The sequence below is a fragment of the Tistrella mobilis genome (genome assembly GCF_041468085.1).
GTDB classification, from domain to species: domain Bacteria; phylum Pseudomonadota; class Alphaproteobacteria; order Tistrellales; family Tistrellaceae; genus Tistrella; species Tistrella mobilis_A.
In genome coordinates this window covers 2,099,052-2,118,656 of the sequence record NZ_CP121017.1, presented here as the reverse complement: position 1 = coordinate 2,118,656, position 19,605 = coordinate 2,099,052, and the positions used below count along the sequence as shown (strand labels likewise).

Below are 19,605 nucleotides of genomic sequence, written 5' to 3'. Positions count from 1 at the left end.
CCCCCCTTCCTGATCAGGCCACCCGGGGCCTGATCAGGCTTGCCGCCACGAAGGCGAAGCAGGCGGTCGCCGCGAAGAAGGCAAGGCCGTGGCGGGTGACATCCATGGCAGCCCCGGCGAGCACCGGCCCGAGCAGGGCGCCCACGCCCCACATCAACCCCATCGCCGCATAGATGCCGACCAGGTCGCCGCCCTTGAAGCGGCTGCCGACCACCGCGAGCATGATGGTATAGACGCCGACGAAGGCACCGCCCCAGACGAACAGCAGCACCCAGGTCACGATCTGATGGCCCAGCGCCAGCGGCCAGACCAGGGCGCCGAGCCCGGCGATCACCGCCAGAATCCGGACCAGCAGCATCCGGTCCATGCGGTCGCCGATCCAGCCGATCGGCAGCTGCAGCAGGATGGCGCCCACCATCATCACCGACATCAGCCCCGTGGCCCCGCTCTCGCTCCAACCCAGATTGCCGGCATAGAGGGCGAGGAACGACAGGCCCGAGGTTTCGAGCGCCGCATTCAGCATGATCGCCGCAATCGCGACCGGGGCGAGCCGCATGAAGTAGAGCGGGCTTTTCTTCACCGGGTGTTCGAAGGCCGGCGCCCTCACTTTGGGGGCCGCGACGAACAGCGCCGCACCGGCCGCGATCGCCGCACCGACGACATAGGCGGTCGTGCCTTCCGAGCCGATGGCCGCCAGGATGGCCGGGCCGGCCGCAAAGCCAACCGAGAGTGCCGCGGTGTAGATCGCCATGGCCTGCGCGCGGGTGCGTTCGGTGGCGAGCGCATTGGTCCAGGTTTCCGAGAGCACGAACAGGGTTTCGGACGAGGCCCCGAGCAGCAGGCGGAGCACGAACCATACCCAGACCGGCGTCGCCGGAAACAGCACCAGCACCACCGCCGCCAGCACCAGCGACAGGATGACCATGCGGCGGATGCCGAGACGCGGCACCACCCGCGGCAGCAGGAAGGCCATGGCCAGCACGCCCAGCGCATGCATCGCGGCATTCGCCCCGATCGCCGCCGGCTCCAGATCCCGCCGGTCGAGATCGAGCGCGATCAGCGCCGCGCTGAGTGAATAGGTCAGGCCGAACATGGTTGCGGTGGCAATGACCGCCGCCCGCGACAGCAGATTGCCCTGCGGGGCCGCCGCCCCTTCGCTTGCACCGTCTTCGGTCGCGGTCGCTTCGGTTCCGGTCATGCAGCCGGCGCTCCCCTGTCGGTGATCTCACCATCGACCCGCCCCAGAAAGCCGCGGAAACGCCGGCCCCAGGACAGGTCACGCCGCTCCACGATCCGGACCAGGGTGCGGACATAGTCCAGCACCAGCCCCGGCGTCCAGGTCATTGAAGAGGCCCGGGTGCGGATCATCGCCGCCACCCACAGATCGGGATCGATCATCAGCCCCAGCAGGCGCAGCCAGGGGTGGCGCCCGGCCAGCACGCCTTCCAGCGCCGCATCCAGCCCGGCCGCCACCACCACCGAACAGTTGCGGTTGGTGACGTTGTAGGTGGCATCCTGCTTGTAGCCGGCCCAGAACGCCTTCAGTCGCCGCGGGTTGAAGCGGTGGACCTCGATCCTGAGATCGGCCGGCCGCCAGTCGGCCGCCTCTTCGTCATAGCTGCGCTGAAAGCTGCCGGCCATGTCGTTATCGGCGCGCGAACTGAACACGGTCATCAAACCGCGGCCGTTCAGGTCGAAATCGGTCGCAGGCCAGTGGCTGATATACACATCCGGCGCCAGTTCCAGAGAGGCATGGCCACCCGAGAACACGCCTTCGTCATCCTGCGCGCCCAGATAGCGATCGATGACCGGCCGGCCCGCGCGGGTCCGGTCGGGGCCCGCCGGCATCCAGATCCGCACCACGATCGGCGGATCGTCGGGGCCACGCGGCGGGGCCTCGCCGATCAGCACCGGGGCATGATCATACCAGCCGCGCCCCGAGAAGACCGGCAGCAGCAGGATCGCGGCCTCGTCCTCCAGCCCGCGCAGCAGCAGGCCCAGCCGGATCAGCAGCCAGCCCGACAGGCCGATGAACAGGCCGATGCAGAACGGTACGTTCCACGCCCCCGAAAACGGCCAGCCCGCCAGCATCATCACCGCCAGGACCAGCTCGGCGACGCCGCAGGCGATCGAGGTGACCCAGCCGGTGAAACGGGTGAGCAGGGTCATCAGGATGCGGAACGCACCGTCCAGGATGAAGGCGATCGCAAAGGCCGTCGACAGCAGCCAGCCGGTTTCGAAGGCCGTGCCCAGGATCAGCAGCCCGGCCAGGATCGACATCATCGGCCGGGTGAGGGCCAGCCAGCGGCGCGGCCCGGCCGAAGCCAGGGCGACCACCGCCATCAGCAGGCCCGAGCCCAGGAAACCCAGGCCGAGCGCCAGATAGGTCGCAATGGTCAGCGCGGGCGACAGCCCCGTCATCAGGGCCGCTGCAAGGACGAGCAGAAAGGCGCCGGCACCAGCGAGCGCATACCATCGCGCTTTGAATGCATCGGGACCGATGAGAAGAAAGGCAAGCTTGAGCACGGGGCACCGGACAGAGAGTCGGCTTGGTTCAGGTTGCCGATTGGGCCCACGATCCGCGACCGGCGTCAATCCTCTGCCGCTGCCCTGCCAACCGCTGTCGACCGTCCGGCGTCATTCCCGGACGATCGGTATCAGCGAAGCGACCAGCAGCGCCGCCATGACGATGTTGAAGACCCGAAGCGCCCGCGCCGTGCGCAGCAGCCGGCCGGCCCCCACGCCGACCAGCGTCCACAGCACCGAACACGGGAAGGTGACCACACCGAAGACCAGGGCAAGAGTGATCGCCGGCAACAGCGCGCCGCCGCCCTCTCCGCCCTCTCCGACATAGGTCACCATGGCGCTGGCGGCGATCACCCAGAATTTGGGGTTGACCAGCTGGAAGGCGGCCGCCTCCAGGATATTGAGCGGCCGGCCACGCCCGCCGCGGCCGACGGGCGTGCCTTCCGGCGCCGGCCGGGCGGTTGCGATCTTCCACGCCAGCCAGAGCAGATAGCAGACGCCCACCCATTTCAGCACCGCATGCACCCCCGGCGCCGCCACCAGCGGCGAACCGAAGGCCCCCACCACCGCCAGGATGACGGTCACGCCCAGGCTGATGCCGGCCATGTGCGGCAGGCTGCGCAGAAAGCCCCAATTGGCCCCTGACGCCGTCAGCATGGTGTTGTTGGGTCCGGGCGTCGCCGACATCGCGATCGCGAAGACCACCACCGAGGCCATCCACTCCCAACCCATGTGCACGCCCCCTGCCACGCCTCCGCCACCGGAGGTCGATGGGGAAACAATAACCACCAACCCCGGCAATCGGGTTGCGAAGATGCCAACTGCAATCTGATACTTGGCACTCAATGCCGGTCAGATCCTATAAATCCGCGGAACATGCCAATGAAACTGGACGAGATCGACAAGCGGATCCTCCGCGCCCTGCAGCGCGACGGCCGGATGCAGAATGTGGAGCTGGCACGCGAGGTGGGGCTGTCGCCCTCTCCCTGCCTGCGTCGGGTGCGGCTGCTGGAAGAGGCCGGGATCATCCGCCGCTACGCCGCCGTGGTCGACCCGGCGAAGATCGGTCTGCCGCTGTCGCTCTTCGCCCGGATCTGGCTGGAGACGCAGGATGCCGAAACCATCGACCGCTTCATTGCAGCGGTGCGTGAATTTCCCGAGGTGGTCGAGTGCTACATCATGCTCGGCGATTGCGACGCGCTGTTGCGGGTGGTTGCCGCCGACCTGGACGACTACCGCCGCTTCCAGGCCAACCACCTCAGCCGGGTGAAGGGGGTGCGCAACATCAAGACCGACGTCCCCAGCCAGACCGTCAAGCAGAGCGTCGCCCTACCCCTGCGTTGACCGGCGCAAGCACCTGAATTTCCTGCCTGGACTCATGCCTGGCATTTTCATATTTTATCAGTATACCAATCCATAGAATATCAAAGACGCCAATCCGCGAGGATCCGGGATGACCGACCAGCCCATCGCCCACCGGGGTCCGCCCCTGCTTCACGACCCCGCCCCGGAGTTCCGGGCGCGGACGACGATGGGCGACCGGGCGATTGCCGATTATCGCGGGCGCTGGCTGCTGCTGTTCTCGCACCCCGCGGATTTCACGCCCGTCTGTACCAGCGAGTTCATCGCCTTTGCCCGGGCGGCCGACCGTTTTGCGGCGCTGGACTGCGATCTGCTGGCACTGTCGGTGGACAGCCTGTTCTCGCATGTGGCCTGGATCCGCAGCATCCACGATCAGTTCGGGGTGAAGATCCCCTTCCCGATCGTCGAGGATCCGTCGATGGCCATCGCCCGCGCCTATGGGATGATTGCCCCCAACGCACCCGATGCCTCGATGGTCCGTGCGGCCTTCGTGATCGACCCGGCCGGCATCATCCGCGCCATCAGCTGGTACCCGATGACCACGGGCCGCAATGTCGCGGAACTGCTGCGTCTGGTCGCGGCCCTTCGCACAGCCGACGCCCATGACGTTGCCACCCCCGAGGGTTGGATGCCGGGCGAAGACGTGATCCTGCCGGTAGACATCTCGCCCGACACCCTCTTCGACAGCCAGGCGCCCGGAACCGACTGGTATTTCCGCACCGGCCCCCTGTCCGGCGACCCGACCGGAGACCGCGGATGAGCCTGGACCCTGAAGCCGTTACCGAAGGTGCCGCCCGGCTGCGTGTGCTCGCCCATCCGGCCCGGCTGCGTGTCGCCTTCTTCCTGATGGAGGGTGAATGCGCGGTGAGCGGGATCGAGGACGCGCTGGGCATTCGCCAGCCCAGCCTGTCGCAATATCTGGGGGAGCTGCGCGAGGCCGGGCTGATCACCGGCCGGCGGGAAGGCCGGACGATTTTCTACCGGGTCACCCCCGGCCATGCCGAACAGCTTCTGGGTCTGCTGCGGCAGGGCTTCGGCGGCGCCGACGCCGCCCCGGCTTCCATCCCGACCTCCACACCCTCTGCCCGACCTGCCACACACGCACGGCGCCTGACGCCGGCCGCGACCTTCGCCGTGGTGGGGGAGCGGTGACGCTCAACCGCAAACCATAGACAAAGCCACAGATCACGGCCGCCGGGCAGATACGCGCCCCCGCGACCATCCGGGTGAAAGGAGCCCGACCATGATGGTACTGCAACCGGCCCTCGCCGTCGCCTCAGGCGGCCTCGTCGGCTTCACGCTGGGTCTGATCGGCGGCGGCGGCTCGATCATGGCCACACCGCTGCTGCTCTATGTCGTGGGCCTGCCGCCCCATGCGGCGATCGGCACGGGCGCGCTCGCCGTCTCGTTCAATGCCTTCGCCAATTTCGCCAGCCATGCCCGGGCCGGCAATGTCCGCTGGCGCGATGCCGGGCTCTTCGCCGTCATCGGTGCCGGTGGCGCCGCCATCGGGTCGTGGATCGGCAAGGATGTCGACGGCCAGCGCCTGCTCTTCCTCTTCGCCCTGCTGATGATGGTGGTGGGGGTGCTGATGCTCCGCCGCGGCGGTGACGCCGCACCCGGCGATCAGGAGGAGGCACGGCGCCTGCCGCTGGTGATCCCGGCCGCCGCCTGTGTCGGCCTGCTGTCGGGTTTCTTCGGGATCGGTGGCGGCTTTCTGATCGTGCCGGGCCTGATCTTCTCGACCGGCATGCCGATGCTGGATGCGGTAGGCTCGTCCCTGCTCGCCGTCGGCGCCCTCGGCCTCACCACGGCCACCAACTACGCCGTCTCGGGCCTGGTAGACTGGCCGATTGCCGTCGAATACATCGCCGGCGGGCTGGCCGGCGGCTATCTCGGCATGCAGCTCGCCTGCCGGCTGGCCACGCGCAAGGCGGCGCTGAACCGCATCTTCGCCGGCCTCGTCTTCGTGGTGGCCCTTTACATGCTCTATCGCAACGCCGCCGCTTTCGGCCTCGCACTCTGATGCGGGGCCGGGCGCCGCCGCGGCCGTCCAGAACCAGACACATCCAGAACCAGACACATCAAGAACAGGAGGAAACCCCCATGGTCCCGTCCCCGGCCACCGGCTGATCCGGCCGTCAAGGCCACGCCACGCGGCCCGTTCCGCGCCGTGGTCCGACTGTCTTCTCAATTACAGGTTACATATCACGGGTCGATCGTGACGATCGCCGGCCGCGTGCGAGGACGCATGCATGCCCGCGACCACCCGGGACCGACCCGCCGACGGGAGTGGCACCCCATGCCCCGCACACATGCCCTGTCGCCGACCATCTCGGTCGCACCCCAGATCCATCCGGAAGACATGGCCGATCTGGCCGCTGCCGGCTTCCGCGCCGTCATCTGCAACCGCCCCGACGGCGAAGGCCCCGATCAGCCGGGATTCGAGGAGATCCGTCAGGCGGCACAGGCCGCCGGGATGGAAGCCGCCTATCTGCCGGTCGCCTCGGGCAAGGTCACCGACGATCAGGCGGGCGCCTTCGCCGGGTTGGTCGACCGCCTGCCGCGGCCCCTGCTCGCCTATTGCCGGTCAGGCACGCGTTCGGCCACGCTCTGGTCGCTGGCCGAGGCGGCGCGCGGCCGGCCGCTGCCCGAGATCATCGCCGCCGCGAAATCGGCCGGCTATGACATGACCGGCGTTGCCCGCCGGATCGCCAATGGCGGCCGCACCCCCGTAGAGGGGGCCGGGCTTCACCACGATGTGGTGATCGTGGGCGCCGGTGCCGCAGGCATCGCCGTCGCTTCCAGCCTGAAGGCCCGCAAGCCCGATCTCGACATCGCGATCATCGACCCGGCCGACATCCACTATTACCAGCCCGGATGGACCATGGTCGGCGGCGGGGTGTTCGATGCCCGCACCACGGCCCGAACCATGGCCTCGCTGATCCCCCCGGGCGTCACCTGGATCAAGGCGGCGGTCGCCGCCTTCGAACCCGACGCAAAGGCCGTCATCCTCGACGGCTGCCGGGTGGTCACCTGGCGGGCGCTGGTCGTCGCCCCGGGGCTCAAGCTCGACTGGACGGCCATTCCGGGCCTGGCCGAGACGCTGGGCCGCAACGGCGTCACCTCGAATTACCGCTATGACCTGGCCCCTTACACCTGGCAGCTGGTCCAGGAGCTGAAGGGCGGCCATGCCGTCTTCACCCAGCCGCCGATGCCGATCAAATGCGCCGGCGCACCGCAGAAGGCGATGTATCTTTCGGCCGATCACTGGCGCCGGCAGGGCGTGCTGGCCAATATCGACATACGGTTCTGCACCGCCGGCGCCGTCCTGTTCGGCGTGAAGGATTACGTGCCCGCGCTGATGTCCTATGTCGAGCGCTACGGCATTCACCTGCAGTTCCAGGAAAAGCTGATCCGGATCGACGGCCCCGCCCGCACCGCCTGGTTCACCCGCACCGATCCGTCGGGGCAGGCCAGCACGGTGGAACGCGGCTTCGACATGATCCATGTGGTGCCGCCACAATGCGCCCCGGATTTCGTGAAGGTCTCCCCGCTTGCCGATGCCGATGGCTGGGTGGATGTCGATCCGGCCAGCCTGCGGCACAGACACCATGCCGGCGTCTACGGCCTCGGCGATGCCTGCAATGCCCCCAATGCCAAGACGGCGGCCGCCGCCCGCAAGCAGGCCCCGGTGGTCGCGCATAATCTGCTGCGCGATCTTGGGCTGATTTCGGGGGCCGATGCGGTTTATGACGGCTACGGATCCTGCCCGCTGACGGTGGAACGCGGCCGGATCGTGCTCGCCGAATTCGGCTATGGCGGCAAATTGCTGCCGAGCTTCCCCGACTGGCTGATCGACGGCCGCCGGCCCAGCCGCCTCGCCTGGCTGCTGAAAGAACGGATGCTGCCCTGGATGTACTGGAAGGCGATGCTGCGCGGCCGCGAATGGCTGGCGAAGCCCAAATCTGCCGCCCCCGCCTCGGCCGGGTAGGCGGACCGGCCAGAGGTTCAGTGCCGATACGGCAGGTGTCGTCCCGCCCCCGTCAGGGCTTCGATCGCCGCCACGGCCGCGGCCACACCATCCTCCGCCGCCATGGCCGCGGCCAGCGCCTTTGCCCGTTCACGCATCTCCGGCCGGCCGGCCGCGGCGATGGCTGCGTCCAGCCGATCGGCATCCAGCTGCGCCACATCGACCGGTGCCGGCGCCACACCGGCCCGGCGCAGACGGTCGGCCCAGAAAGCATTGTCCACCGCGAAGGGCACGACCACCGAGGGCACGCCAGCCCGCACCGCCGAATGGCTGGTCCCGGCCCCGCCGTGATGGACCACCACCGACATCCGCGGAAACAGCCGGTCATGCGGCGCCTCGCCGATCACGAAAACGCTCTCGGGCAGCCCGGCGGGATCGACACCGCTCCAGCCCGGGCTGAACACGATGCGGTATCGCCGGGCCAGGCGCGACACTTCGCGGGTCAGCAGCCGCGGATTGATGCCGGCCATGCTGCCGAAGCCGATATAGACCGGCGGCGGCCCCGCCGACAGAAAGGCGTCCAAGGCCGGCGGAGGCGTCCAGCTTCCGGCCGGCCGGACCCATTGCCCGCAGATCCGCGCCGTGTCGGGCCAGTCGCCTGGCCGTGGGACAAGACCGGGAGAGATGCCATAGAGCATCGGATGATCGCGCCAGCTGCGGATCCGGGGCGGCAACCCGCAGACCCTGCGACGCGCGGCATTGGTGCTCTCGGCGAAGCCACGCCAGAACCGCTCATTGACCAGCTTGTGGCTCAGGCGGTTGAACGGCCGGAACACGCGGCCGGGCCTGATGAAGGGCGACGGAAAGGCCGAGGTCGGCGACAGCGGGATGGTGCCGAGGCCGATCGCCGGCACTTTCAGACATTCCGCCACCGACAGACCGACGAAGGCGGCAAGCGCCGAGGGCAGGATGGCATCGCTGCCCTCGGCCGCCGCAAGCACCTGCCGCATCCAGCCTTCGACCAGCGGATTGACCACTCTGGCCGCCGCGCGTGCCGTGCCGTCGACCCCTTCCGGATCCCCGACCAGCGCTGAAAGCACCTCGCCCGGTTGCAGATCCTGACGGATATCGCCCGAAAGCCCCGTTGCCGGCACCCCCAACGCATAGGCACTGCCCAGCGTCGAGGCATCGGCAAGCAGCCGCACGCGATGGCCGGCATCCATCAGACCACGCGCCAGCACGGCCAGCGGGCGGGTGTCGCCCTCGGTGCCGTAGGTGACGATGGTGAACTTCATCGGGGGATGCCTTTGCGGGGGGGCCGTGGCGAATCCGGGTGACGCCCCGCCTTCACCGCCGTATATAAATGCACGTCGTATACTTTTGTAAAGATCCGACCTGAGCAGGAGCCGGACATGCACCGGACCCGGAGATGAGCACGGCCGGCACGATTGCGGACGAGACGATCGGCCGGCGGGAGCGCAAGCGCCGGCAGATGCTCGATCATCTGGCCCTGACCGCGCAGCGCCTGTTCGCGGCCGCCGGCTATGACGCCGTCACCATGGAACAGATCGCAGCCGAAGCCGACGTCGCCAAGCGCACGCTGTACAACCACTTCCCCACCAAGGAAGCGGTGCTGGCGCATTGGATGGATGAAGAATTCGCGCGTGAGCGAGCCGTCATGCGGGCGGGTCTGGCCGGGCGCGAGGGCGTAACGGCACGCCTCTCCTGGGTGCTCGACACCTCTGCCGTCTGGTGCGAGGCCCATCCGGGCTATATGGCGGCCTATCTCCGCCACCGCTTCACCCTGTTCGTCCGGGACGGCATCGCCCGCCCGCCCTGTGCGGAAAGCGATATCACCCATGTCTGGCGCGAGCTGATCGAAGCGGGGCAGACGGCAGGCGAACTGACCGGCAGCCTGTCCGCCGATCACCTGGCCAATGCGCTGCACCATCTCTATTTCGGCGCCATCATGCGCTGGCTGGCCGAACCCGGCCTGTCACTCCGCGACGAATTCGCGGTCGTGGTGCGGTTGTTCATGGATGGTGCCCGCCCCCTTCCAAGGGGTGGCTGAAACCCGCGGCGTCAGGACAGCAGCCATGAAAAGGACTGTCCGAGCCGCGCCGTCCCGTCGGTTTCGAACCAGCGGCCATGGGCCAGGATCACCCGCTCGGGTGCCTGGCCGATCATGGTCTCGACCGCCGATCTGAGCTCGGCGCGGTTGTGGCGAAAAGTCAGCCGCATATCCAACCGGCATGGTGTCCAGCCCCCCCTCCCAGGGAGAGGGCCCCGCCCCGTCCAGTGGCCGAAAGGGGCCGCGGATCCGGTCGCCCGCCTGTTCGGGGATTCGGGGCGCAGGATACACCGCGGCCTCGGGCCAGGCGGCCGTCCAGTCTGGTATCCACCAGTAATGGATGCGGTTGGGGCCGATGATCCAGGCCGGCCGGCCGATCCGGTCGATCGCGTCCCGAAGCCCCGGCGTCAGCTCGGTGGGCGAGTGCACGAACAGACGCCCCTCCGGCAGGCGGATGATGGTGGTCCGCGTCGGAAACGGAATTTTCGGCCAGGGCATGCCATAGCGGATCACAGGCCCGTCGACGACCCACACATCCTCCGCCACGGGCTTCAGCGTGAACAGCGGATCATAGGTCGCCCGCATCCTGCACCCCGCTCAGAACGAGATCGATTTAAACGCCCGGGTCTGCTCGGTCAACGCCACCTCGGTCGGCAGGCGCTCCATGGAACTCGCCCCATAGAAGCCGTGGCAGTGGCGCGCGGTCTTCAGCACATAACCGGCATCCTCGGGCATCGAAACCGGCCCGCCATGGACCAGCACGATGACATCGGGATTGACCGATTGCGCAGCCGCCGCCCAGCGGTCGACCATCGCCGGGCAGTCTTCCAGCTTCACGGCGGTATCGGCCCCGATGCTGCCGCCGGTGGTCAGCCCCAGATGGCAGACGATGATGTCGGCGCCGGCCTCGGCCATGGCGACCGCATCCGCCTCGCCGAAGACATAGGGCGTGGTCAGCATGTCTTTCGCGGCCGCGAGCCGGATCATCTCCACCTCATGGGCATAGCCCATGCCGGTCTCTTCCAGGTTCTGGCGGAACACGCCGTCGATCAGCCCCACGGTCGGGAAGTTCTGCACGCCGGCGAAACCCAGCGCCTTCAGCTGGTCCAGATAGTGATCGAAGATGCAGAACGGGTCGGTACCGTTGACGCCGGCCAGGACCGGAGTGTGCTTCACCACCGGCAGGACCTCGCGCGCCATCTCCATCACGATCTCGTTGGCATTGCCATAGGCGAGCAGGCCCGACAGCGAGCCGCGCCCGGCCATGCGATAGCGGCCGGAATTGTAGATCACGATCAGGTCGATCCCGCCGGCTTCTTCGCATTTGGCCGACAGGCCGGTCCCGGCCCCGCCGCCGATGATCGGGATCCGGTCGGCCACCATCCGGCGGAAACGGTCCATCAGCTGGCCACGATCGAAACGGGTCATCATCATCTCCCGGCAATGTCGAGGAAAGCCGCCACCACCGCCTCGGCAAAAGCGTCGTCGTTGACGGCATGGGGCAGGTCGATCAGCCGCCGGCGATCGGTCTGGCGGACCGTCTCGCGCAGTGCGGCAAACAGGGCGGCATCGGCCTCGGGGTCATGGAAGGGCGCGCCGGGCACATCGATCACCGACACGCCGCCCAGCGGCAGCAGGAAGCGGACCTCGCCCTCCATGCGGTTCAGCCGCTCGCCGATCCAGCGGCCCATCCGGTCGTTCTCCTCGGGCGTGGTCCGCATCAGCGTGACCTGAGCATTGTGGACATGAAGCTGCCGGTCGCGATAGCGCGCGGGCACGGTCTCCAGCCCGCCGAAATTCACCATGTCGAGCGCACCGCACGAACCGACATAGGGCAGCCGCGTGCGGATCGCAGCACCCAGCCGGTCCTCGCCGGCGCTCATCACCCCGCCCATCAGCAGATCGGCGACTTCGGTGGTGGTCACGTCGATCATGCCGGCAAGGCGGCCGCTATCGGCCAGTTTCTCCATCGTCCGGCCGCCGGTGCCGGTGGCGTGGAAAACGAAGCATTCGTAATCGGCCTCCAGCCGCGCCACCACCTGTTCGATGCAGGGGGTGGTGACGCCGAACATGGTCAGGCCGAGCGCGGGCTTCTCCGGTTCCGCGACGTCGGGCAGCAGCCGGGTGACGGCGCCGGCCATCATATTGGCGGCATTGCCCAGAACCCTGCGCGAGATCGAATTCAGCCCGGCCAGATCGACCACCGAATAGAGCATGGCGATGTCGTTCGGCCCCACATAGGGCGCCACATCGCCCGAGGCGACGGTCGAGATCATGATCTTGGGCGTGCCGACCGGAAGCCGCCCCATCCCCGGGGTGATCAGCGCGGTATTGCCCGAACCGCCCGCCCCGATCATGCCCAGGATGCGGGGCGCCTGCGCATCCACCCAGGCCGCGAAGGCCCGCGCGACAATGGCGACCGCCTGGCCGCGATCCCTCGTTGCGGCCAGTTCTTCCGCCGCCCCCGGCAGCGCGGCCAGCACGTCCCGCGTGGCGACGTCGGCAGCCCCGGAGCTGCCGCGGGGGGCCACATCGACCAGTTTCACGGCCACGCCGGCCGCGCGGACGAGATCCCGCAGATAAACCAGCTCGTCGCTCTTGGTATCGCAGGTGCCGGTGACGACGACGAAGGGGGCATCGGTCGTATCGGTCATGGGGTCGTTCCTCCCGGTTCGGCTTTTGACCGAACCCTATTGCATCGGAGCCCGTCACCCCAAGAGAAATTCCACACCATCGCCCGCGGAAAAAGCGAGCCCTCGGTCACCGCAGAACCATCACCACCAGCACGAGGGTGAGCAGCAAAAGATATGCCCTGGCATGCAGTCTGTCGGGCAGGCGGCCGATCAGCGGCGCGCTCAGCCTGACGCCGATCATCGATCCGATGGCGAGGGCGAGGAAGGCGCCGGCATCGACCTGTCCCGTGGATCCCTCGGCCAGCCCCACATAGCCGATCGTCCCCGCCACCGCCATCGGCAGGGAAAGCGGGCTTGCCATCGCGGTGGCCGCGGTCATGTCGGCGCCGCGCCGACGCAGCAGCGGCACGGTCATCACGCTGCCGCCGACGCCCAGGAAGGCCGCGATCGCGCCGATGCCCAGCCCGATAAGGGCCGCGGCCCGCCGTCGCATCGGCCGGGCCGGTCTCGCCGTGCCGGTCATGAAACCGGGCCGGAACAGACAGTCGAGAATGGTGAGGCCCAGATAGGCGATGAAGGCCGCCCTGAGGCCCTCGCCCCCGAACGACATCGCAGCCTGGGCGCCGATCACGGCCCCCAGGCTGACCGGCAGGATCAGCGGCCGCAGCTGTCCCATGTCCAGACTACCGGCACGGGCATGACGCAGGCTGGCGAGGCCGGCGCCGACGATCATCACGGCCGTCGAGGTTGCGACCGCCACATGCATGGCCTGCGCAGGCGCGGTGCCGACGGTCGTGAACATCGTATAGAGCAAGGGTACGGCGACGAAACCGCCGCCGAAGCCGAACAGCACGGTGGTGAGCCCGGCCAGCACGCCGAAGGCCAGAAGCAGAAGATGGAGATCGATCGGGAGAGGCATGGGGATGGGGATCCGGATAAGACAGCGTCCCGGCCATCCTGGCCCCGCCGGCTCTTGCCGGCTTTCGAAGATTGGCCGATTATCTTCGCGTTCAGGCCAGATTTCCGGAAACCCCGCCCCTTGCGCAACATCGCCCTCGACACGGTCGACGCCACCCCTCGCCCCGTGCTGGCGATCGGCACGGATTATCCCCATGGGCAGCGGCTACCGCCGCATACCCATCGACGTGCGCAGTTTCTCTATGGCATGACCGGGCTGATGGAGGTCGAAACCGCCGACGGCGCCTGGGTGGTTCCGCCCCATGCGGGGGTCTGGATCCCGGCCGGGGCCCGTCATGCGGTACGGATGGTCGGCGTCGCCACCCGCAGTCTCTATATCGAACCGGCGGCAGCGCCGCGCCCGGCCACAGGCTGCGAGGTGCTGACGGTCGGGGCGCTGCTCCACCAGCTGCTGCTGGCCGCCGCAGATCTGCCGGCGCTCTACGACCAGGACGGGCGGGACGGTGCGCTGATCGGGCTGATCCTGCACGAACTGGCCGCAGCTCCGGTGCTGCCGGTCTTCGCGCCTCTGCCGCCCGATCCACGCCTCGGCGCCCTCTGTCGGGAATTCATGCAGGCCCCCGACATTCGCATCCGCCCCGAAGATTGGGCGTGTCGGCTGGCCATGAGCCCCCGCAGCTTCACCCGCTTCTTCCGCAGCCAGACAGGTCTGTCCTTCGGCGTCTGGCGCCGGCAGGCCTGCCTGATGACGGCACTGTCCAGGCTCGCCGCCGGCCAGCCGGTCACCGGCGTGGCGCTCGATCTGGGTTATGAAAGCCCGCCGGCCTTCTCGACCATGGTCCGGCGCATGCTGGGCCGGCCACCCTCGGCCCTTGGTCCGGATGCCCCTGGTCAGCCGGGGCCGGGCTGCTGATCACCGAAAAATCCTTCCAGTTCCGCAAACGGCATCGCCCGGCCGGCGAAGCTGAAACTGCCGGCACGACGCATCTCCCGCGCCGCCTCGACGAAGGCACCGAAGGCGAGCCGGGCGAGGGTCGAGCCCAGGCTGATCCGCTTCACGCCCGCCGCAGCCAGGTCATCGGCCGTGGCCGCCATGCCGGCGACGCCGATCACGACATTGACCGGCCGTGTGACGGCAGTGCAGACCATGCGCACCGCATCCAGATCCGGCAGGCCCGGGGCGTAGAGCACGTCGGCACCGGCGGCTTCGAAAGCCTGAAGGCGACGGATGGTGTCGTCGAGATCCGGGCGGCCCCACATGAAATTCTCGGCCCGCGCCGTCAGCACGAAATCGCGATCCAGCCCGCGGGCGGCCTCTGCCGCGGCGGCGATACGCTCCACCGCAAGGCCATGATCGTAGATCGGCCGCGACCGGTCGCCGGTGTGATCTTCCAGCGAACAGCCGGCAAGCCCGGCCTCTGCGGCAGCCCGGACGGTTTCGGCCGCATGTGCCGGATCGTCGCCGAAACCCTTCTCCAGATCCGCCGAAACCGGCAGCGGTGTCGCCGTTACGATCGACCGGCAATGCGCCAGCACCTGCTCGCGTCCGGCCACACCCTCGGGCTGGCCCGCCGAAAAGGCCATGCCGGCGCTGGTGGTGGCGAGTGCGGGAAACCCCATCCCCGCCAGGATCCGTGCCGTCCCCGCATCCCAGGGGTTGGGCAGGATGAAGGCGCCGGGCGCCTCGTGAAGCCTGCGAAAGATGCGGCCGGGATCGGTTTCGGGGAAGGTCATCGGGGGCCTCAACCGTCATGTCGGACCGGATGATCGTCACACGCCTGATCGAACATATCAAGAACGAATGCTCGCCCCAACGGAGGCTGCCGATCTTCCCCGGCGGTAGTCGCCGGGGAAGATTTCCGCAGACCAGTGCAGAATGGAGCACTATTTGCTCTCAAATTCTCCACCGCGGATGAAGATGAAGAAGATGTCGGACGGCGCCTCCAGTCATCTTCAAGAGTCACGCGCGGTTGACCACGGGTTCCGCCAGTGGTTGACCCATACATCTCTTCTCCCGCATAGTGCGCACACGACATCGGGTGCTGACCAGGAGGCGGGAATGGTGAACGATATCAAGCCATCGACGATCGTCACGGACGAGGATCTGGCGCAAGTCACCGGCGGTTCGTCGGGTACCCCGGGCATCGGCTTCATGGATGCCACCAATATGGATCTCGACCAGATCCTCGCCCTGGTGCAGCAGCAGAGACAGGATCAGCTGGACAGCAGTGTCCAGCAGCAGATGGATGCGATCGAGCAACGTAACACCCAGCTCACGCAGATGAACGGCACCCTGCAGGAGCTGAGCGGTCTCGATGAAACGCTCGACCGGCAGGGCCCCCTGTCGACCGATACTCTGGTTCACCACCTGGGCCAGGAAACCACGCTCGGCGCCCTTGCCGCCGATCTCGGCCTGGATCAGGAACGGATCGACGACGGCAGCATCGATGCCTCGGACATGGATGCCATCACCGGCCTGCTGCAGGACCGCATCGGCGACGTGACTGCCGTTCAGACCATGGAGATGGCCGCCCTGCAGGCGATGAACGAGAAACGTGCAGAGGCCATGGCGCTGATGCAGCAGTTCATCGACCGGATGCAGAACACCGCCAACAACATCATCGGCAATATGCGTTGACGCCGGCCGACCGACCGATCGTCCGGCTGCGGGACCATAACCGGTGAGCACGCTTTTCCGTCCGGCTGCGCTCGAGTCGTCCGCGACGTCGAACCAGTACCGTGACGCGCTTGGCGTCATGCGCCCGCGCCTCTGGGCGGGCGGGCTGTTTTTGGTTGCTCTGATCCTGGGGGCCCTGGTCTGGAGCGCGCTCTTCCGGGTGCCGATCTCGGTGAGCGGGCAAGGCATCCTGCTCGCACCCGGCGGCATGATCGATGTGGTGGCCGATGCGGCAGGGCAGGTGCTTGCCCTTGATGCCGCCCCGGGCACGGAGGTGGCCGAAGGCGCGGTGGTCGCCCGTATTGCGCAACCGGATCTGGAGCTGAAACGCGATATCGCCCGCGCCGAACGCGCCGATGCGCTCAGATTCCGCGACGAGCTTGTCCGTTTCCAGGCGGCCGACGACGCCAATCGCGCCCGCCTGCGCACGGCCCGGGAGGCCTCTCTGGCCGAGCGTGTCCAGGCTCTGGAGCTGCGGGGCGCCGCACTTCGCGACCAGCAGGCCAATCTTCGCCGCCTGCTCAGCACCGGCAATGTCACCCGCGACCGGCTGTTGCAGGTGGATCAGGAGGTGCTGGCGGTCGAAAGCAGCATCGCCGATGCCCGCGACGAGCGCGTCGCCATGCAGGCGGAGGCGGCCCTTCAGGCGACCGAACGCGAAAAGGCGCGGCTGGAAGCCGAACGCCGTCTGGCCGAAGCCGAGCGGGAGCTGGCGGCCCTGGACCGGCAGCTGGCGCGCAACAGCACCATACGTTCCCCCTTCGCCGGGCGGGTGGTGGAGGCCAAGGTCAATATCGGCCAGATGGTCCAGCCCGGCACCGCGATGGTCACCCTGGAGCGGCGGGCAGAGCCGGGCGACGGCAGAGGCGTGCTGCCCCATGTCACCGCCTATGTCACCGCCGCCGACGGCAAGAAGATCCGCCCGGGCATGCCGGTCGAAATCTCGCCCACCACCACGCGGCGCGAAGAGCACGGGTTCCTGCGCGGCCATGTCGTGCATGTGAGCGACGTGCCGGCCAGCAGTGCCGGCATGCTCAAGACCCTGCAGAACGACCGGCTGGTGCAGACGTTCCAGGAGGGCATGGGTGCGCCCTTCGAGGTGACGGTCGCCCTCGATCCTGACCCGGCGCGGCCCGGTCATCCGCTCTGGTCCTCTCCGCGCGCCACCCCGCCGCGGATCGAGCCCGGCACGCTGGCGGAGCTGCGTTTCACCATCCGCTCCGGCCCCCTGCTCGCCCTCGCCATCCCCGCCCTGCAATATGCCGGCCCGGACGCGCCGCGCGAGACCGGTGGCCGCTGAATGCCCGGCCGGCGTCAGCGCACCCCCACCCTGTTGCAGATGGAAGCCGCCGAATGCGGGGCGGCGGCGCTCGGCATCATTCTGGGATATCACGGCTGCTGGGCAACGCTGGAAGAGCTGCGCCAGGCCTGCAACGTCTCCCGCGACGGCAGTTCCGCCCTCGCGATCCTGCGCGCCGCCCGCGCGATGGGGCTGGAAGCGCAGGCCGAACGGCTGGAGCCGGCAGACCTCCGCGGCCGGGATCTGCCAGCCATCATCCATTGGGGCATGAACCATTTCCTGGTGGTTGAAGGTTTTCGCGGTGACCGGGTCCGGCTGAACGATCCCGCGACCGGCCCGCGGGAGGTGAGCGCCGCCGAATTCGATCGCATGTTCACGGGCATCGTGCTGTTCATGCGGCCGGGTTCCGGCTTCCAGCGCCGCGGCAGCCGCCCGTCGCTCGCCCGCGGCCTCACCCGGCGACTGCGCGGGGCCGGTGATGCCTTCGGCTTCATCCTGATGATCTCGTTTGCCCTGGTCGTGCCGGGGCTGCTGGTGCCGGTCTTCGCCCAGATCTTCATCGACCAGATCCTGGTCAACCGGTTCGCAACCTGGCTCTGGCCGCTGATTCTGGGCATGGGGCTGGCGGCGGTGCTGACGGCCGCCCTCACTTTCCTGCAGCGCGAGGCGCTGCTCCGCCTCGAAACCCGGCTGGCACTCCGTGGCGCCGCCGGTTTCGTCGGCCATGTCGTGCGCCTGCCGCTGCTCTATTTCGCGCAGCGCCATCCGGGCGAGGTGGCCAGCCGGGTGATGCTCAACGACCGCCTGGCGCAGCTGATCGCCGGCGATGTCGGTGCGGTGCTTCTGAACCTGCTGACGGCGACCGCCTATCTGGCCGCCATGATGTTCTACGCCCCCTGGCTCGGCCTGCTGGTCGCGGCCGGGGCGGCCGTCAATCTCGCTTTGCTCACCCGATCCTCGCGGGCGCTTGCCGACGACAACCGGCGGATGGTGATCGCCACCACCATGCAGGCCGGTTTCGCGAAACAGGGGCTGGGCATGATCGAAGCCTACAAGGCGGCGGGGCTGGAAGATCTGTTCCGAGAACGGCTGTCGGCCATGTATGCGCGGGTGCTGAACCTCCGCCAGGGGCTGGCCCGCCGACGCATGCGGCTGACCGCCCTGCCCGGCCTCACCGGCCTCGCCCTGGGCGGGCTGGTGCTGGTGATCGGGGCCGATATGGTCATCCGTGGCGAGCTGACCCTGGGCATGCTGATCGCCTTTCAGGCGCTGATGGCGGGCTTCCTGGCACCGATGGCACAGCTGGTCCAGCTCGGCGCCAGGATCCAGGACGGTCAGGCCTGTATCCAGGTGCTGGACGACACGCTCCGCCATCCGACGGCGGCCGAATTCACCGGGACCGCCGATCCGGCGCCCGGCCGCCTGATCGGCGCCATCGACCTTCGGGGGGTGAGCGCCGGCTACGGCCCGGCCGCAGTGCCGCTGATCCGGGATCTGAACCTCTCGCTCAGCCCGGGCGAGCGTCTGGGCATCGTCGGCGCCTCCGGATCCGGCAAGTCGACCCTTGCGGCGCTGATCGCCGGCATCCACCCGCCGGCTGCAGGCGACATCCTGATCGACGGCACGCCGATGACCGCGATCCCGCGGGCACGGCTGCGCCAGTCGCTGGCCTATGTCGATCAGCGCGCCGTGATCCTTGAAGGCAGCATCCGCGACAATATCGCCCTCTGGGATCCATCCCTGCCCGATGAACGGATCGTCGAAGCCGCCCGCATGGCGCTGATCCACGATGTCATCCTCCGCCGCCCCGGCGGCTATGGCGGCCATGTGACCGAGGGCGGCACCAATCTCTCCGGCGGTCAGCGCGCCCGGCTCGAAATCGCCCGCGCCCTGGTCCGCGAGCCACGCATCCTGATCCTCGACGAAGCGACCGCCTTCCTCGACACCGAAACCGAGGCCGGGTTGCATGCGGGGCTGCGCCGGCTGGGTGCCACCATGATCATCGTCGCCCACCGCTTCAGCGCCGTTCGTGATTGCGACCGCGTGATCGTGATGGACAAGGGCAGCATCGTGCAGGAGGGCTCGCCCGAGGCCCTGCTCTCCCGCCCGGGCCCCTTCGTGCAGCTGATGCGCGAAGGGTGAGCC

19 protein-coding genes are annotated in these 19,605 nt (G+C 68.4%); 10 read left to right on the top strand and 9 right to left on the bottom strand.

Annotated features, from left to right (window positions below):
* Positions 1-13 precede the first annotated feature (13 nt).
* The 3 genes from P7L68_RS15350 to P7L68_RS15340 all read right to left on the bottom strand — a co-directional run bounded on the left by P7L68_RS15350 (position 14) and on the right by P7L68_RS15340 (position 3,258).
* A complete protein-coding gene (locus P7L68_RS15350; protein ID WP_372006497.1) occupies positions 14-1,198 on the bottom strand; it encodes an MFS transporter in 1,185 nt (394 codons plus the stop codon).
* Entirely contained in the window at positions 1,195-2,421 is a 1,227-nt protein-coding gene (locus tag P7L68_RS15345) for an HdeD family acid-resistance protein (protein WP_372006496.1), read from the bottom strand. Before P7L68_RS15345 ends, P7L68_RS15350 begins: the two co-directional genes overlap by 4 nt.
* A gap of 216 nt (positions 2,422-2,637) precedes the next feature.
* Positions 2,638-3,258, bottom strand: coding sequence for a LysE family translocator (locus tag P7L68_RS15340; RefSeq protein WP_372006495.1), 621 nt, complete (start codon positions 3,256-3,258; stop codon positions 2,638-2,640).
* A gap of 144 nt (positions 3,259-3,402) precedes the next feature.
* On the opposite strand from P7L68_RS15340, the gene P7L68_RS15335 reads away from it, so the two are divergent.
* The 5 genes from P7L68_RS15335 to P7L68_RS15315 all read left to right on the top strand — a co-directional run bounded on the left by P7L68_RS15335 (position 3,403) and on the right by P7L68_RS15315 (position 7,882).
* The gene (locus P7L68_RS15335) at positions 3,403-3,870 is read left to right on the top strand and encodes an Lrp/AsnC family transcriptional regulator (RefSeq protein WP_372006494.1); all 468 of its coding nucleotides are present in this window, start codon (positions 3,403-3,405) and stop codon (positions 3,868-3,870) included.
* 109 nt (positions 3,871-3,979) lie between these two features.
* Entirely contained in the window at positions 3,980-4,648 is a 669-nt protein-coding gene (locus P7L68_RS15330; RefSeq protein ID WP_372006493.1) for a peroxiredoxin, read from the top strand.
* Complete coding sequence (locus P7L68_RS15325; RefSeq protein WP_372006492.1) at positions 4,645-5,040, top strand: ArsR/SmtB family transcription factor; 396 nt, start codon at positions 4,645-4,647, stop codon at positions 5,038-5,040. The genes P7L68_RS15330 and P7L68_RS15325 overlap by 4 nt, the downstream gene beginning before the upstream one ends.
* Before the next feature lie 91 nt (positions 5,041-5,131).
* Positions 5,132-5,914 (top strand): sulfite exporter TauE/SafE family protein, encoded by a 783-nt coding sequence (locus P7L68_RS15320; RefSeq protein ID WP_372006491.1) that lies wholly within the window; start codon positions 5,132-5,134, stop codon positions 5,912-5,914.
* 276 nt (positions 5,915-6,190) lie between these two features.
* Entirely contained in the window at positions 6,191-7,882 is a 1,692-nt protein-coding gene (locus tag P7L68_RS15315) for a TIGR01244 family sulfur transferase (protein WP_372006490.1), read from the top strand.
* Positions 7,883-7,899: 17 nt separating this feature from the next.
* Here P7L68_RS15315 and P7L68_RS15310 read toward each other — a convergent pair whose 3' ends face one another.
* Positions 7,900-9,156, bottom strand: coding sequence for a glycosyltransferase (locus tag P7L68_RS15310; RefSeq protein ID WP_372006489.1), 1,257 nt, complete (start codon positions 9,154-9,156; stop codon positions 7,900-7,902).
* Between the two features lie 134 nt (positions 9,157-9,290).
* Between P7L68_RS15310 and P7L68_RS15305 the strand changes: the two genes are divergently transcribed.
* The gene (locus P7L68_RS15305; RefSeq protein ID WP_372006488.1) at positions 9,291-9,932 is read left to right on the top strand and encodes a TetR/AcrR family transcriptional regulator; all 642 of its coding nucleotides are present in this window, start codon (positions 9,291-9,293) and stop codon (positions 9,930-9,932) included.
* An 11-nt stretch (positions 9,933-9,943) separates the two neighbouring features.
* Here P7L68_RS15305 and P7L68_RS15300 read toward each other — a convergent pair whose 3' ends face one another.
* The 4 genes from P7L68_RS15300 to P7L68_RS15285 all read right to left on the bottom strand — a co-directional run bounded on the left by P7L68_RS15300 (position 9,944) and on the right by P7L68_RS15285 (position 13,484).
* On the bottom strand, positions 9,944-10,108 hold the full coding sequence (locus tag P7L68_RS15300; RefSeq protein WP_372006487.1) for a hypothetical protein: 165 nt from the start codon (positions 10,106-10,108) through the stop codon (positions 9,944-9,946).
* A gap of 421 nt (positions 10,109-10,529) precedes the next feature.
* Positions 10,530-11,360, bottom strand: a complete 831-nt coding sequence (locus P7L68_RS15295; RefSeq protein WP_062767846.1) for a phosphoenolpyruvate hydrolase family protein — start codon at positions 11,358-11,360, stop codon at positions 10,530-10,532.
* Positions 11,361-11,362: 2 nt separating this feature from the next.
* Entirely contained in the window at positions 11,363-12,586 is a 1,224-nt protein-coding gene (locus P7L68_RS15290; RefSeq protein ID WP_372006486.1) for a Tm-1-like ATP-binding domain-containing protein, read from the bottom strand.
* 106 nt (positions 12,587-12,692) lie between these two features.
* Entirely contained in the window at positions 12,693-13,484 is a 792-nt protein-coding gene (locus tag P7L68_RS15285) for a sulfite exporter TauE/SafE family protein (RefSeq protein WP_372006485.1), read from the bottom strand.
* Between the two features lie 120 nt (positions 13,485-13,604).
* On the opposite strand from P7L68_RS15285, the gene P7L68_RS15280 reads away from it, so the two are divergent.
* Positions 13,605-14,396: a helix-turn-helix transcriptional regulator gene (locus P7L68_RS15280; RefSeq protein WP_372006484.1), complete on the top strand. Its 792-nt coding sequence runs from the start codon at positions 13,605-13,607 to the stop codon at positions 14,394-14,396.
* Here P7L68_RS15280 and P7L68_RS15275 read toward each other — a convergent pair.
* Positions 14,375-15,217 carry an isocitrate lyase/phosphoenolpyruvate mutase family protein gene (locus P7L68_RS15275; protein WP_372006483.1) on the bottom strand — a complete coding sequence of 281 codons (843 nt, stop codon included), beginning with the start codon at positions 15,215-15,217 and terminating at the stop codon, positions 14,375-14,377. The genes P7L68_RS15280 and P7L68_RS15275 overlap by 22 nt on opposite strands.
* Positions 15,218-15,401: 184 nt before the next feature.
* Between P7L68_RS15275 and P7L68_RS15270 the strand changes: the two genes are divergently transcribed.
* The 3 genes from P7L68_RS15270 to P7L68_RS15260 are packed head-to-tail and all read left to right on the top strand — an operon-like array spanning position 15,402 to position 19,602.
* Positions 15,402-16,121, top strand: coding sequence for a hypothetical protein (locus tag P7L68_RS15270; RefSeq protein ID WP_372006482.1), 720 nt, complete (start codon positions 15,402-15,404; stop codon positions 16,119-16,121).
* A gap of 43 nt (positions 16,122-16,164) precedes the next feature.
* Entirely contained in the window at positions 16,165-17,460 is a 1,296-nt protein-coding gene (locus tag P7L68_RS15265) for an NHLP bacteriocin system secretion protein (RefSeq protein ID WP_372006481.1), read from the top strand.
* Positions 17,461-19,602, top strand: coding sequence for a cysteine peptidase family C39 domain-containing protein (locus P7L68_RS15260; protein ID WP_372006480.1), 2,142 nt, complete (start codon positions 17,461-17,463; stop codon positions 19,600-19,602).
* Positions 19,603-19,605: the final 3 nt, after the last annotated feature.